A 16,642-nucleotide genomic window follows, 5' to 3' on the forward strand; every position below is an offset into this window, starting at 1 on the left:
TTCCGGTTTCACCACATAACTTCCAGCCTGTACTGCAACTCTCTTTTCAATACAGAATCCGTTTGCTTTTGTTCAAAACCCATTGATATGATGAAAGCCAGGCTTTAGCTCAAAACATCAAACCAGCTTTCCATTAGATTTTTATTACATTTTTCAGAGCATTCATTACATTTAAAAAAAAAGAGTATTTACCATAACTATATTCTTATCAACTTTGCATAAAATATTGGAATCATGAATTTGGGAAAATACAAAAATCTAATTTTCTATATTACAACCATAGCCGTTTTTTCTGCACTGATGTATTATTTCATCATCGAAGGACAGACATTGGAAGTAAAAGAAAATATCTTTGCTAAAACCAGCAGCGGCTCAACGTGGGAAAATTTTCTGGAATCATTTAAAACCAATCTTCACCATCCGCTTGCTTTATTATTGGCCCAAATCGTCACCATTATTATAACGGCAAGGCTTTTCGGATGGATTTGTATGAAAATAAAACAACCCACCGTAATCGGAGAAATGATTGCAGGTATTGTGCTTGGGCCATCTCTTGTCGGAATGTATTTTCCAGAATTTTCAGCATTTCTTTTCCCAAAAGAATCATTGGGGAATCTGCAGTTTCTGAGTCAGATAGGTCTTATTCTTTTTATGTATATCGTAGGAATGGAGCTGGATCTGAGTGTATTAAGAAAAAAAGCTCATGATGCCGTGGTCATCAGCCATGCGAGTATTATTATTCCTTTTGCTTTGGGAATTGGGCTTTCTTATTTTGTGTATCAGGAATTTGCACCAGATGGCATCCAGTTTACCTCTTTTGCCTTATTCATAGCGATCTCGATGAGTATTACAGCATTTCCGGTACTGGCGAGAATCGTACAGGAGAGAAACCTTCAGAAAACCAAACTCGGAACGATTGTGATTACCTGTGCTGCTGCCGATGATATTACAGCATGGTGTATTCTTGCGGCCGTAATTGCTATTGTAAAAGCAGGCTCTTTCACAAGTTCAATCTATGTGATTATCATGGCAATCACCTATGTATTTTTAATGATTAAAATTGTCAGACCATTCCTGAAAAGAATCGGAGACCTTCAGGCAGGAAAAAATACGATCAGCAAACCCATGGTTGCTATCTTTTTCCTGACACTGATCCTGTCTGCATACGCCACTGAGGTAATTGGTATCCACGCCTTATTTGGAGCTTTTATGGCCGGAGCTATTATGCCGGAAAATACAAAGTTCCGCACCCTTTTTATTGATAAGGTTGAAGATGTGGCTTTAGTACTTCTGCTTCCATTATTCTTTGTATTTACAGGACTTCGTACCCAGATCGGCCTGCTTAACGACAGCCATCTGTGGATGACGGCCGGATTTATTATTATGACCGCAGTTCTCGGAAAGTTTGCAGGAAGTGCCCTCACCGCCAGATTTGTAGGTATAAACTGGAAAGAAAGCTTAACGATAGGAGCTCTGATGAATACAAGAGGTCTTATGGAACTTATTGTCCTGAATATCGGATACGACCTTGGTGTTTTAAGCCCTGAAATATTTGCAATGCTTGTAATTATGGCACTTTTTACAACCTTCATGACAGGGCCTGCACTGGACTTCATCAATTTTATTTTTAAAACTAAAAAAGATCCGGACGAATCTATGCAGAGTAACGATTCTAAGTACCGCGTTCTTCTCTCTTTTGATAAACCGGAATCCGGAAGTACTTTGTTGAAACTTGCACACAACTTTACCCATAAAATGAATGGCAATAAGAGCATCACTGCCATGAATATTGCTCCGGTAGATGAAATGCATGCCTATGACATCAATGAGTATGAAGAATCCCAGTTCCAGAACGTGATTGAAACCTCTCATGACCTTAATCTGGAGGTTACAACATTCTTTAAAGCATCTACCGATATTGAAAGTGACCTTGCCAATATTACCAATAAAGGCCATTATGATCTCCTGCTGATCATGCTTGGAAAATCAATGTATGAAGGAAGTTTATTAGGAAGATTATTAGGCTTTACAACCAAAATTATTAATCCTGAAAAGCTTCTGAATACGGTAAAAGGCAAAGGAAATATCTTCAACAATTCTCCTTTTGACGATTTTACCCTTCAGATTCTCGATAAAACCCATATTCCTGTAGGTGTTCTGGTGGAAAAAGATTTTAAGGCCGCAGACAAAGTGTTTGTTCCGATCTTCAATCTGAGTGATTTTTACCTTCTTGAATATGCGAAAAGGCTTATTAATAACAATAATTCTCAGGTTATCATTCTGGATGCGGCAGGACAGATCCGAAATAATATTGAAGTGAAAGAACTGATCAGAAGTATTGAACAGGTTGCTCCTAATCATATCACCCTGTACAATGAGAAAAAAATTGAGAAAGAATTCCTGAATTCTCAGGACCTGATGCTCATCAGCAGCAAAAGCTGGAAAAATCTGATCGATACAAAGAGCCTATGGCTGTCTGATATTCCATCCACATTAATAATATCAAATCCATAACATAACACACACCGATATTTCTATTTCTATTGAAGCTGTAAATATTATTCGTGGTCTGTAAAGAAAAAACGGGTATATTTATAGCTTCAATTTTTTGGGTCATGCTGATTAAATGCCACCCATTAAAAAAAGAAAACACCTTACCCAAGCTGTACATTCACATTCCCTTGGGGAAATGTAAGGTCGGTCTACGATCCTGAAAGTGCAAGCAGCCTGATGGGAATCAACTTTAATGAAGAGGAAAAAACAAATACAAAATAACTTATAACCAAAGAATAAGATAATACTATGTGCCGATATGCCATGATGGTTTACAAAGGACATTATGCCTGTTTCAACTGCCAGAAAACATTCAAACGCCGCCACCTGAAAGATGTGGACCGGGATGTTCAGACCTCTGTGGAAGCCAAGTGTCCGGAATGTGGGAATCTGATGGCTAATATGGGACTTGACTTTAAATCCCCGCCCAAAAATGATGACAAGCAATGGGCTCACATCCGGGATTTGTATACGGTTGGAATCACTTTTCATTCCTGTGGATGCTCGGGACCGGGATATATTCCCCAGGACCGGAAGGCTATTATTGATTACCTTGAAAAAGTTCGTTCAGAATATATGAAATCCCTGGTATTCTGGAGATACCGGATAGAGCCTGAAAATAAAAAAGAACGCGAACTGGACTATCAAAAAAACAGCTCACACCTAAGGGCCGTCAACCGTAATGCTTTCAAAGAAACGGTGACCAATCAGGAAGGAATTAACTATTGGCTTAAAAGAATCACTGAACTGGAAGAAAGGCTGAATATTATCAAAGCTGATAAACCATAACGCTACTCTAATTTGCAAGCTTCAGAAGCTTTTTGAAACTCTCTGTTAAGTTTTTCTCCTGTTCATACGGATAATCAGCACTGATATTAAATCCACGTCCTGTAGTATTGGTGATCATAATGATATTTCCATTTTCAAAATAATTCCGGGTCATTATTACTTTTGATTTTTTCAAGTCAAATGCTTCCATGTCATTATTTTCTTTCATTGCTTTAGTGTCATAGAAAAGCGGTCGGTTATACCTATACTCTTTCTCGAAAACAAAAGAAAGCTGTCCGTTCATAAGATAATATTCTATCAGCATTTGTCCCATTTCTCCATAATGTCTGGCTATAACTTTTTCCAGCCCTTTATCTGTATAATAAAATGTGGCCTCCCCTCCTTCTGCAGATTCTCCTTCAATATCTTTCTTTTTGACAGAAGTCCATTTTGTCACGGAATTGATACTTTTAAAATTAGCCTGGATAGGTTTTATCCTGTTTTTTAAACTCTTGCTGCCCGTAGTATCTTTCTCGGTCAATGTTTCACCAATCTTTACAGTATCCTGTGCTTTAGTGGTGAAAAAAACAGGCACTTGACCTCCGGACTTCTGAGCATATGCAGAACTCAAACTGATCCATATTATGAAAAATCCATGCAAGAATCTATTCTTCATATTTTCTTTTTTATAGCTTTAAAATTAATAATAACTTTTGGTTGTATTGTATATCATGAAACCACAAAAGTCACAAGAGTTTTTTTGGCTTGCTTTAAACTGTTTTTAAAAGTACATAAGTTTTAAAATATAGCTGCTTAGATTCCTACGGAATGACATAATTGGAGTGATAGTTTTACCCATACAGTTTGTCATTCCGTAGAATCAAGCCACATTAAACCAACACGAAAAGCATCAACAAAAACTCCAATACTGACCAGCATCACAACTGAAGACGTAAAAATTCCCATCCTCCGGAGGCATGCGAAAATTCAAAGAATTTTTGACGGGGTTGTTTTCTGTACGACATCAATCTCATGTCGTAATTCTACGACAATTTTTAAAATTTAATTCCAAAAATTAATTTAAAATAGAGTTTTTTAATAGCTTTATCTGATAATTCACTTTGGATGGAAATTGATTTCTTACAATATCAGGTACGAAACGGAGACACGCTTACCTCCATTGCTTCCCGGCTGGGTATGACCAGTGAGGAGCTTAAGCTGTTTCATAATTCCCATTGCCCGAAAATGGATAAAGTCTGGTTTGAAAACCTTAATGACGTTAAAAATATTTTTGTCCCTACTCATTTTAAAACAGAATCACAGAAGGAAAATGAAAGGAATAACAGTCTTCCCGGCCAGTTCTCTGATTCCTTTTGGGCCCAAACTTATAGTATTAATGAGACTTTTGAAACGTCTTTCGAATCTTCGGTTAACATCGATTATACCATTGATGTAAATCTCCGAAAAGACAAAAACACAGGTCTGTATATCCTTAGCTACAGTCAGAGAGACTTTAAATCCGGAGGAAATGAACCGGATGATAAGGTAAGCGGCCTTTCTATAGCCTGCATGAAAAGTATTATGCCGCTTGAATTTATCCTAGATGAACAAGGCAGGATAAAAGGATTGACAGATCATAAAAAAATCACTGACACTTTTACCAGGCAGCGTAAAGAGCTTGAAGCGTTTTATATAGGCGAAATCGCTCAAAATTATATGGATTCTTTTGAAAGGAGTATCAGCAATGAAGCGTTTTTATTACGACAATTTCAGAGTACGCTTCTGTTTCAGGCCCTGTTTCCCCAAACAGACTGGTTCCGGAGAAAGATAAAGTGGACAGAACATTTTTATTTTATACAGAACTCATTTCCGGTAGCCTGTGAAATCAATACTGAACAGAAAAATGAAGAAGAAGACTCTGTTTTGACTATTTTAAACGGAAAAATCACCGAAAAATGCACTTCACAGGAGATCATGCGCGGGATCAGACTCAAAGAATCAGCAGCAATACCAGCTTCAGGAAATATTGTATTAGAATACACCACTCACACTAAAAACAAGAATCTTCTTCAGGCTAAAGCCTCGGTTTTACTCAGCCATGAAGAGGTATTGATACACCAACATCACATCATTATAACACAAGGATAATATGAAAAATTATGTCATACAAAAAGGCGATACTTTCAGTTCACTGGCCCGGCAGCTTAAGCTGAAAAATGAAGGTATTTTAAAAACTTACCATAATCTCCACTGCCCGCCGGAAGACATCATGGAGGAACCTGTTCCGGGAAAAACGATTTTGATTCCGGAAGATCCACAGCTCATGACTGAGGAAACAGAACCTCAAAATATAGCTGCATCTTCTCAGGAGGAATCTACAGAAAATGCAGGTTCTGATGAAGGAGATTCAACGGAAGAAACTCCACAAAATGAAGAGCAGTCATCCGGAAAAACGGAACAACAAAGTGATAAAGAAGACAGTGGTTCCAGTCCTCATGAAGGAAAATATTTCATTGTGCAGAAAGGAACCGTGCAATGCAATCAGGGGTTCAAATTTCCAAAATTTAAAGTGACCAGCCACCAGAAACACTACTGGAATGATGAAGAAGGAAACGCTGATTATCTGGCCGTAACAGAGGATGATCTTCAGCTCGATCCTGCGGCACAGCCGTTTGGACAATGCAAACTCAAGCCAAGTTCGGGAGGATATCTTCCGTGTGCTTATGCTCCTGCAGGAAAGTGGCAGAAGACGTATGAAAAAGTAAAAGTGATGGGAAAAAGCTGTCTTACGGAAATCTCAGAACTGATGTGCAGCACGGGCGGGAAAATTACCATCCTCAAGCACGGACAGCAAAGCGAAATCGGTAAAAGCCAGGTTGCCAAAGCAAATACGCAGGAACAGCAGGTTTATAATCCCGTTGTGGATTTTGATGAATTCAAGGAAGGTACAAAAGATACAGACGAACTTTATTACAGCTAAGCCATGACAGGAACTATTATCGGGAATCAGAATCCTCTGGTAGGAACAACGTATACCTACGAAATAAAACCTTCAGGACTGTCATTTGGTCTTAAAGGTGATTATGAATGGTATCTCTTTAAGAAACAAAAGAACGGAAGCTGGAAAGATATCACAGGAAAGCCCAAGACCGGTGAAAAGGTAACGTACAAGTTTGGGGAAATAGCACTGGGAATAGAGTTTCAAATGAAAGTCTATGAAACTAAAAAAGGTCTTTTACCCGGACTTCCCTCTACCAGAGAACTGGCTGGCAGCTGTATATTAATTCCTACCAGCAATAAGGTTCCGAAGATTGATAAAGTAGTACTCTTCAACAGAGGAGCAAAAGACGTTAATAAAGCCAGCTACCGTGATACTCTTATTGCGCAGGCTCATTGTATTGCGATGTTTAATAAAGAGATTGAGTTTCACCTTTGGGAAGATGACGCGCCTGGAAAAGGGCACGATGCCGGTATTAACAAAAACAACCGTCACACCCGCAGCTATAAGGCTCGCGTCAATGAAAAAGGCATTGCAGAAGTATCAATACCTCTGATGTCTGATGAAAAAATCCTTCGTCAGATGGCCAATCAGTTTCTGATGAAAGGTGACAGAAATGAAGGCGCGAATCATGAATATTATGTTACGGCCACCTACTCCGGAAAAATTCAGGGTGCCAGCCAGGTGAATGTAGATGTGGCTAACCCTGATCATAAAGGGCAGCCTCAAAACCAGCCAAAACCCAAGCCACAACCTGAAAAACACACGCCAAAATTCCCGGCCGGACAAGGAGGTGGTCCCAAACAGCCGGATCCTAAAGGCAATATTATAGAAGCGGTTTTCATTGATGATACAGGAAAAGAACTTTCCAAAGTCGCTGTAGGTGATAAAGTAAGGGTAAGAATCCACTCCAAAAATATGGTGGGAAAACACATCCAATATGTAGTCTGGGAATATGATACCACTTCCAATGATGAAGTTTACAGAAGCGGAAATATTAAAATTCCTGCCGATATATGTGATACTTCAGGATTTGTCATTACCAAAGACATTTTCGGAAAAGGAATAGACTCTCCTATCGGCGATCCGGATTCCGATACACAAAATTATTTCATCGAAATTATCTCCAAGGATCTTTCTGCAGAATCTCAGAAATTTGGGGTAAATTCGGAAGGACTGATGAAGGTGGAGAAGGTGAAAAGTGCGGCGGGGGTGCAGAATACACAGAAACCAGATAAGTCAGGAAGTTGTATATGTCAGGAACAGTATAAAGATTTAGTATGGGGTGAAAAAGTAAACTGTGAATTTAGAAAGAAAGTTGTACAAATATGTGCAGAATTATGGGGTGAAAATAGAAAGCTAGAAATGGCAAATGGATTAATGGCTGTAATGAATGTTGAAACAAGTGGAAGTTTTAAAGCACAACAATTAGAAGGATGGAACTCAACAAAAGATCCAAATAAAATGACAATAAAAGACTTCTGGAAAGAGGGAAACAGAAAGTCATCAAGAGCAATAGGCTTAATCCAATTCACCCAAGATGCCTTACAAAATAATCTTAAAGAATATAAAAGTAATCCAAAATTATCTGTTGAAGAACGCTTTGATGAACTAAACAAACTAAAATTAGAATATGCTCAAATGGGAGAAATAAAACAACTTGATAAGGTAAAAAAATATTTTGAACCGCACAAAAACAGTATTAAATCTCCTGAAGATATTTATTTATCAGTTTTTGCCCCTATAGGAGTAGGCAAAAATGACGATTTTATTTTATATCAAAAATATGATAATCCGCAAAATGAAAAAGAAAAAACAAGTAATAAAAATTATAAAGCAAATAAAAGTGTAGATGAAGAGAATAACGATGATAAAAAAATTCAAAGAAGAGAAATATTAGGTAGATATAATATTAGTTTTAGCCGAGGTTTAGGCAATAAACCAAAAACATTCAACTGTGAAAGTGCTGTAACAAATCCTCAGAATTCTTCTCCTAAAAACACTAAATGGCATGATCCAGTTGACAATCCAATGTTATGCTTGTACACTCAAAATGGGAACTACAGACCTAGATATAATGTTTTTGGAACAGTCAGAAAAGAAAGAAGTAATCACAACCATCAAGGAATAGACCTTCTTGCTCTACCAGGGTCAAATGCTTATGCATGCGTAGATGCATATGTGGAATTTATAAGTATACAATCAGGATATGGAAATGTAATTTGTTTGAAAGTAAAAGACCCTAAAGAATTTTTGAAAAGAAAAAGAGATTTCAATTTACAATATTCAAATATGGGAGAAATACAAAGTGGATCAGGTTTTAGCTTTAATGGTGATTTTTATTTATTTTATGCTCATTTACAAGAGGTAGAAAAATCATTAAAAACTAAGCAAGAAGTTAGCTGTGGGACAATTATTGGCAAGAATGGCACAAGTGGTTACGGACAAACTAAAGACCCACACTTACATTTTGAAATTAGAAGTTCTGTTACCGGTGGTGGGTTAAGTAATCGATGTCATCCAGGTATTTTCGTTTATTACAAAGATGAAAATACAATGTCACAAAAAGAAAAAGATTATCAAAAAGAAATAGCACAAAAATTTTGGGATTAATTAATAATATGAAAAAGATAATAACAATTTTAATTTCGTTCTTTCTATTATCCTGTCAAGGACAGAAAAAAGAAGAAGAAAAAAACAGTAAAAAAGAAACATCAACATCTGAAGTTTCAAGCAAGTCAGATAACACTAAAAACCTACTTCAATTAACTAAAATCAATTGTTACGAAGAAAGTACAGAATCAACAAATTATACATTAAACTGTAAAAACTTCACTGTCTCAAATACCCTTATTGAAGGAAGTGATCAAAACAGATATGAACTTATAACTTTTGTTTTTAATGACATAGAGAAGGCTATAATTAGGAAAATCAATAATGAAGATCTGGAAACCTCTTCTCCTATTGTATATTTTTCAAATACCTCTAAAAACTATATCATCTTCTTTCCTATAAATGGTGAAAACCATTTTGGGTGGAAATTATATCTGTATAAAAATAAAGTTTTATACCCGTTGGGACAAAGGGTATTGTATTGGAAACCAGATTATGAAGAATCTAATATTAATTATTCTGATATATTAAAAATCTATGAAACAGGAGATAATATTCTTGTTCAAATACCAAGTAAGTACATTATTAAAAATGATAATGATTACCAAAATTATCCTAATTATTTAGATGGAAAATATTATGAGAAGGAAGAGAAATCCTACTTTGAATTTTCAATATCAAAAATAGAATATTACAAAAAGTATAAAAATGGACTTTTTGAAGGAGATTATAATAAAATGATTAATAATAAAATAATTGACTTAATAAAATAAGCCATTCATAAGTATAGAATATCTGATAGATTTTCTATGAATGCTCACTTCAATTTATTATAAATTAGAGACCATAAAATCACTGAATGTAAAAACTTTGAATTAATGAAGGGTATATTATTTATAGCAATTTTAGCATTTTCGACCGTAGCTTCATGTCAAAAAAATCCAGATAACTTAGTAAATATTCCTACTCAAAAAAATTTAAATGAATTTCTAAAAATCACATTGTCTGAAGGTGAGAATATTTTCATTGGAAAATTGAATACTATAAACAATTCTCCACGTGAAGATTTCGAAATCAAGAATATTAAAGATTCTATTTTTGTATATAAAAATTTTATAGAATCAGATAACTTTGATGGTAAGAAGATTATTATTGAAAAAAGTAATTCCTTAATAAAAAAAATTGATCTAATTTATAAAGTAGCTCTTTTTTTTAATGGAACTGAAAAAGCTAATAAATTTATTCCCTTAAACTTCAATATACCTGTTACTATTGATAAAAATTCTACAATTCCTTTATTTTCAAAACTGAAAAATAATAAAGAATTACAAAATTTTATTGTTAAAAATAATTCAAAAATAAAAGAAAAGGCTTATGAATATTATATAAATTATTACTCTAATATTCCTGACGAAGAACTTAAAACTTGCTGTATTACAGATTTTAATAATTATAACAAACTTAAAAATATAAATAAGAATTCTATTGCCGCATTGGATATAGAAAAAGATTTAGGAATGTATATTGATTATGAATCTATAATAATTAATTTAATTGGTAGCCCCCTTAAAAAATCTATTATTTTCACAAAAAATATTGACAGCAATACACCTGACAATCAAAGTATTAAAAATACAGAATTTACAACTAGCAATAATGATTGGAAAGGCTCTTATAAAATTTCAACCAAGGCCATCAGTCAATTTGATAATAATGAAACAAATATTCTTTATTCAATAACGGTCGAATCGAACCAAAAAGCAATTTTAAGTATTGGAGCAGAAAATGTGGAAGATTATTGGTGTGAAGGAGAATATCGTTTAATTAAGGAGGATAATATTTTACATGCAAAAGGAAAATGTGATCAAGATGATATCGATGACTTTTATTTAAAAAATGAGAATAAAAAATATTTTATAAAAAGTAAGAGATTTATAAATAAAGATTGGCAGGAATTAGAAAAAGAATAAATAAAACTCAATGATGAAATCCTTTTTAATTCTATTATCATTTATATTCTTTTCTTGTTCAGGCAAGCAAGAAGAGAATATAATAGAAACAGAAATAATTGAAAGTTATTTTACCAATCAAAAATTCAAAAATACCAAGGAAAATTTTGATAAAATAAATATGGATTTACTTGGTATCAAATCTGATAAACTTCAAGACGGATATAATAATATTTTAATTTTTAATGAGGCTACCAATTATCAGATATCAAAGGAGGGAAAATATATTAAAATAGGTAATGATATTATACCTGATTTAGATAATGTTAGGGCAAGCATAAATAATAATCAAAAATATCCTTATTTTGAGGAATTATTAACTCTGAATAAAATTATTTATCAGAATGATTTAACATCGATTTTAAGTGTAGCAACTAAAAATCCTGGTCTTGCAACTGATTTAGTAGTCTTATTTAATTATGAAAAAAATGAAACCCTTTTTAACTCTGCGGTTAAAAATATTCAAAGCTGGGATGATATTGAACAAAGTTCCAGGCTAGCATTTATATTTTATAATAACAATACAAATTCATCTAAAATTAGAGAAAAACTATTAGAAAGTTTAAAATCCAAAGATTCTTTTCTGTATGTATTAACAACTTATCTTGCTGATAATAAAGATACTATTATAAAAACAAATGGTATTGAACATTCTTCAATAGAGAAGGCTATTGCTTATCTTTTACAACTTGGCTTTACAGGTAAGGAAAATGTTGATATCCAATCTGACAAATCATACTTACTATTAAATAATGTCTATATTTCTCACCCAGAACTAAAGAAATCTTTTCAAAAAAATAATTATTATGGTTATACTTCCCTTGAAAAATACTCAAAAGATTATGGTCTTCTTCAGGAAGATAATCAAGAAAAAAAATATTCAACAATAGTAGATCCAGACGGTTTTACTAATCTAAGAAAAGATAAAAATACAACAGCACAAATTCTTCAAAAGATTAAAACCGGTGAACAAGTAGAAGTTTTAGATCAAAACGGAGATTGGTGGTTAGTGGTTTCTAAAGAAGGTAAAAAAGGATATGTTCACAAAAGCAGGATAAAATCTGAATAAATAACTTAATCAAATGATGAAAAACTTTTTAATTTCACTATCGCTCATATTTCTATCATACTCATGTGAGCAGAAAAAAGAGCAAAAAAGCATAACTGCAATAAATAAGACAGAATTAAACAAAACTGACTCCTTAATTTCTCATAATGAAAATGAGTCATCAACAGTAGTAACAGATAATAATTTTAAAAAAAATAATATTGATTTCTGGAAAGGAGAATATTATTTTGAAGCATCAAATAGAGACGAAGCAAAAACTGTTTTTAACATTACAATAAATTCTCTTGAAGACATTTCTATAGATGTTACTGAAGAAGGAACAACAAATAAATATTCTAAATTAAATGCTGAAGAAGTTAATCATCAAAAAATTAAAATAAAGTATGATGATTCTTCTGATGAGATGGGAATTATTTACATTGAAAAATCAGATGACAATTACTTTATTTCAGGAAATCCCATATACTTTATAAACCCCGGAAATAATGAGATGCCTTTACAGAAATTGAAATAATAGGATGCTAGAACTGATGCAGCAATGTAAAAGCCTAAAAACCATCCTCAAAAAACCAATTCCCCCCATCTATATACAATTTCGAAAAGAAATTTCGTTTCATTTAAAAAATATTTTTACCTTTGCTACGTGAATTTTAACAACGGAACATATTATTATAGAATTTTTACCTCAGCTCTGGGATAGGGATTCTTATGAATATAATTTAAAACCTCGTCCTAGGGACGAGGTTTTTTTATTTTAAAAAATGTAAAAAAGATGAAAATAAGTATTATTGGAGTGGGATTAATCGGAGGTTCGATGGCTTTGAAATTAAGAGAGAAAAACATCGCCGGCTTCATCTACGGAATCGATAACAATACACAGCATATCAGTGACGCATTGGAAATTAAAATCATTGATGCAGGAGTAGATCTTGAACATGGAATTAAAAATTCGGATCTGATTATTCTTGCTATTCCTGTAGATGCTGCACGAAAACTATTGCCTTCTGTTCTGGATCTTGTGTCTGACCAGCAGACCGTAATGGATGCAGGCTCTACCAAAGCAGGAATTGTAAATGCTGTGAAAGACCATCCGAAGCGTTCAAGATTTGTAGCGTTTCACCCAATGTGGGGAACAGAAAACAATGGTCCAAAATCTGCCATTGCAGAAAGTTTCTCGGGAAAAGCAGGTGTCATCTGCAACAAAGAAGAATCAGCTGATGATGCTCTGGCTACCGTTGAAAAAGTAGTCCATGCTCTGGATATGCACATGATTTATATGAATGCAGAAGATCATGATGTTCATACCGCTTATATTTCCCATATCTCCCATATCACATCTTACGCCCTTGCCAATACCGTATTGGAAAAAGAACGTGAAGAAGAAACGATTTTTCAGCTTGCCAGTTCCGGTTTTTCAAGTACCGTTCGTCTTGCCAAGTCGCATCCGGAAATGTGGGTTCCTATCTTTAAACAAAACAAAGAAAATGTACTGGACGTTCTGAACGAACATATCACTCAGCTCAGAAAATTTAAATCTGCGCTTGAAAAAGAAAACTATGAATATCTGGAGGAATTGATTTCCAACGCCAACAGAATCAGAGGAATTTTAAGATAAAATCCTTTATACGATACTAAAAGCCCGACGGTTTTTACTTTTATTTTATTAAGAAACCCTTAGTCATTGTGGCTAAGGGTTTTATATTTTGAAATAAAATGATTTCTATTAACATTCCGGAACATTGACTGCAATGGCCAGTCCGCCTTCCGAAGTTTCTTTAAAACGGTCGCTCATCGACTGAGCGGTTTCCCACATGGTCAGAATCACTTCATCCAATGTTACTTTTGCTTTGGTGGGATCACTTTCCAATGCGATATTGGCTGCGGTAATCGCTTTCATCGCGCCCATCGTATTCCTTTCAATACATGGAATCTGTACCAGCCCTTTAATTGGATCGCAGGTTAATCCAAGGTGATGTTCCATCGCAATTTCTGCCGCCATCAATACCTGTCCTACACTTCCTCCTAAGATTTCTGTAAGTCCGGCTGCTGCCATTGCAGAAGATACTCCGATTTCCGCCTGACATCCTCCCATTGCTGCAGAAATGGTTGCATTTTTCTTGAATAAGGTCCCGATTTCTCCTGCCACAAGCAGGAATCTTATAATATCCTCCTCACTCGTAAATGGTGTAAATGCCTGAGAATACATCAATACTGCAGGAATAACTCCACTCGCTCCATTGGTAGGTGCGGTAATAATCCTTCCGAAACTTGCATTTTCTTCATTCACTGCCAGTGCAAAACAGGCAATCCATTTGTTGATATTGGTAAAGTTTTCTTCAGCGTCTACTACCTGCTGAAACCATTCGTCTTTGTTTTTATAGATTTTATCTCCGAGCAGCTTTCTGTTGATTCCTGCGGCTCTTCGGGAAACATTCAGTCCGCCAGGAAGAATTCCTTCCTTATTGACCCCTTTATAAATACATTCTTTGATCTGCTGCCAGATATAAAGTGCTTCCTGTCTCGTTTCTTCCTGAGTTCTCCAGCTTTCTTCATTCATGAAAATCAAATCTGACATTTTATCAAATCCCAGCTTTTCACAATATTTTGCGATATCCGAAGCTTTATGACAAGGATACAATGTACGTACACACTGCTTTTGAATAGAGTTTTTTTCCTGGCTGGCAATGAAACCACCTCCTACAGAATAAAAATCCTGCACAAGCTCTGTTCCGTCTTCGAAAACAGCTCTGAAGATCATTCCGTTCGGATGAAAATCAAGGCTCTTTTTCATGTTTAAAATCAAATGATGTCCGTAGATAAACGGAATTACCTTTTCACCACCAAGATTAATGGTTTGAGTACTCTTGATGTATTCTATTTTTTCATCAATTTTTGAAGTATTGATCGTTTTAAAATCCTCCCCGTTCAACCCAAGCATTCCTGCAATATCAGTTCCGTGACCAATCCCCGTTTTTGCGAGTGAGCCAAAAAATTCAAGAAAAACCTCTTTAACTTCTTCTATTGATCTTTCTCTTTTAATAATCCTGATAAATGCAGCCGCTGCATTCCAAGGTCCCATTGTATGCGAACTGGATGGGCCTATTCCTACCTTAATAATTTCAAAAACCGATATTGATTCCATAAATGATTCGTCATTTTCCTCAAAAACAAAGATACATGATAAATCCTAAAATCAATCTTCAAATTTTTAATGAAATCAACATATCATCACAATATAGAAACTATTGCAGGCATTCCTCATGCTGAGAAAGATCAAGTCCTTTATTTTCGGACTCTTCGGAAACTCTTAATGTGATTATTGAATCAGTAAGTTTATATAAAATTAATGAACCTAAAAAAGTAAAAACAGATACCAAAACAAGGGCTGCCATATGATGAAGAAAAACATCAACTCCGCCATGAAGGAGACTAGCTTTTTCACCATGTGCAAAGATAGCGGTAAGGATCATTCCCATAATTCCTCCTACTCCATGGCAGGCAAAAACATCCAGGGTATCATCTACTTTTTTTAAAACCTTCCAGTTCACCATCAGGTTAGAAACAATCGCAGTAATAAACCCGATAAAAAGGCTTTCCCGGATGCTTACAAAACCACATCCCGGAGTAATAGCAACAAGTCCCACTACAGCTCCGATACAGGCTCCCAAAGCGGAAACACTTCTCCCGTTGATCCTGTCAAAAAAGATCCAGGTCATCATCGCGGAAGCAGACGCTATGGTGGTTGTTCCAAAAGCTGTAGCCGCAGAAGCAGAAGCACTCAAAGCAGATCCTGCATTAAATCCAAACCATCCGAACCACAACATTCCAGTTCCCAGAAGTACATACGGAATATTGGAAGGCTCATGGTGAGGGTTTTTCCGGTTTCCTACCACCAAAGCGCCGGCAAGCGCAGCAAAACCGGCACTCATATGCACCACGGTTCCCCCTGCAAAGTCTTTCACCCCAAAATATTTGTTTAAAAGACCATCAGGATGCCATACCATATGACAAAGCGGTGTATAAATAAACAGGCTGAAAAGAACAATGAATAATAAATAAGATATAAAACGAACTCTTTCCGCAAAAGATCCGGTAATAATAGCCGGAGTGATAACCGCAAATTTCATCTGAAACAGGGCAAAAAGAATAAAAGGAATTGTGGGAGCCATCAGTTTATGAGGAAGATTTCCTACTCCACTAAAAAAGGGGTAACTGAGCGGATTTCCAATGATACCGTAATGCTTTCCGGCAATTGTAATCCCGATAGATTCACCGAAGGATAGAGAAAACCCTACAACCACCCAAACCATGGAGATAACGCCTAAAGCAATAAAGCTCTGCAGCATGGTAGAAATTACATTTTTTCTCCCGACCATTCCTCCGTAAAAAAAGGAAAGCCCGGGAGTCATCAACAGGACAAGACCCGCAGCCGCCAGAATCCAGGCAACATCAGCACCTACAATTTTATCTTCACTTAAAAATTCTCCTGTATCAGGAATATCCGCAGCCGGATTCCAGAACAAGCCGCCTATGGCAACGATTGCAATAACACAGAATGAGATGATCCATTTTAATCCTATTTTCATGAAATTTATATTTAACCCTATCAAATTTAAACATAAATTCTATAAA

General features: G+C 35.3%; 13 protein-coding genes. 10 read left to right on the forward strand and 3 right to left on the reverse strand.

Translation table 11 applies throughout. The annotated features are described in order from the left end of the window. The first annotated feature begins 234 nt into the window (after positions 1-234). The gene (locus EK417_RS08190) at positions 235-2,514 is read left to right on the forward strand and encodes a cation:proton antiporter (protein ID WP_228457911.1); all 2,280 of its coding nucleotides are present in this window, start codon (positions 235-237) and stop codon (positions 2,512-2,514) included. Between the two features lie 303 nt (positions 2,515-2,817). Further along, positions 2,818-3,342, forward strand: a complete 525-nt coding sequence (locus EK417_RS08195) for a hypothetical protein (RefSeq protein WP_317129499.1) — start codon at positions 2,818-2,820, stop codon at positions 3,340-3,342. 7 nt (positions 3,343-3,349) lie between these two features. Here the strand turns inward: EK417_RS08195 and EK417_RS08200 are convergent, their stop codons facing one another. Then, a complete protein-coding gene (locus EK417_RS08200) occupies positions 3,350-3,997 on the reverse strand; it encodes a hypothetical protein (protein ID WP_136521867.1) in 648 nt (215 codons plus the stop codon). Between the two features lie 449 nt (positions 3,998-4,446). Here EK417_RS08200 and EK417_RS08205 point away from each other — a divergent pair, with 449 nt between their 5' ends. The 8 genes from EK417_RS08205 (at position 4,447) to EK417_RS08240 (ending at position 13,625) form a co-directional block, all read left to right on the forward strand. Then, positions 4,447-5,469 (forward strand): LysM peptidoglycan-binding domain-containing protein, encoded by a 1,023-nt coding sequence (locus EK417_RS08205; protein WP_136521868.1) that lies wholly within the window; start codon positions 4,447-4,449, stop codon positions 5,467-5,469. A 1-nt stretch (position 5,470) separates the two neighbouring features. After that, positions 5,471-6,301 (forward strand): DUF4280 and LysM peptidoglycan-binding domain-containing protein, encoded by an 831-nt coding sequence (locus EK417_RS21300; RefSeq protein WP_181446071.1) that lies wholly within the window; start codon positions 5,471-5,473, stop codon positions 6,299-6,301. Between the two features lie 3 nt (positions 6,302-6,304). Next, positions 6,305-8,932: a M23 family metallopeptidase gene (locus tag EK417_RS08215; protein WP_136521869.1), complete on the forward strand. Its 2,628-nt coding sequence runs from the start codon at positions 6,305-6,307 to the stop codon at positions 8,930-8,932. An 8-nt stretch (positions 8,933-8,940) separates the two neighbouring features. Continuing rightward, positions 8,941-9,705, forward strand: coding sequence for a hypothetical protein (locus EK417_RS08220; protein WP_136521870.1), 765 nt, complete (start codon positions 8,941-8,943; stop codon positions 9,703-9,705). A gap of 105 nt (positions 9,706-9,810) precedes the next feature. Beyond that, entirely contained in the window at positions 9,811-10,902 is a 1,092-nt protein-coding gene (locus EK417_RS08225) for a hypothetical protein (protein ID WP_136521871.1), read from the forward strand. Positions 10,903-10,912: 10 nt separating this feature from the next. Beyond that, a complete protein-coding gene (locus EK417_RS08230) occupies positions 10,913-12,010 on the forward strand; it encodes an SH3 domain-containing protein (protein ID WP_136521872.1) in 1,098 nt (365 codons plus the stop codon). Positions 12,011-12,023: 13 nt separating this feature from the next. After that, positions 12,024-12,524 (forward strand): hypothetical protein, encoded by a 501-nt coding sequence (locus EK417_RS08235; protein WP_136521873.1) that lies wholly within the window; start codon positions 12,024-12,026, stop codon positions 12,522-12,524. A 258-nt stretch (positions 12,525-12,782) separates the two neighbouring features. Beyond that, entirely contained in the window at positions 12,783-13,625 is an 843-nt protein-coding gene (locus EK417_RS08240) for a prephenate dehydrogenase (protein WP_136521874.1), read from the forward strand. 108 nt (positions 13,626-13,733) lie between these two features. On the opposite strand, the gene EK417_RS08245 is transcribed toward EK417_RS08240, so the two are convergent. Beyond that, a complete protein-coding gene (locus EK417_RS08245; protein ID WP_136521875.1) occupies positions 13,734-15,152 on the reverse strand; it encodes an L-serine ammonia-lyase in 1,419 nt (472 codons plus the stop codon). A 100-nt stretch (positions 15,153-15,252) separates the two neighbouring features. Then, complete coding sequence (locus tag EK417_RS08250) at positions 15,253-16,596, reverse strand: ammonium transporter (protein WP_136521876.1); 1,344 nt, start codon at positions 16,594-16,596, stop codon at positions 15,253-15,255. Between the last annotated feature and the right edge of the window lie 46 nt (positions 16,597-16,642).

The organism is Chryseobacterium candidae (assembly GCF_004916905.1).
GTDB classification, from domain to species: domain Bacteria; phylum Bacteroidota; class Bacteroidia; order Flavobacteriales; family Weeksellaceae; genus Chryseobacterium; species Chryseobacterium candidae.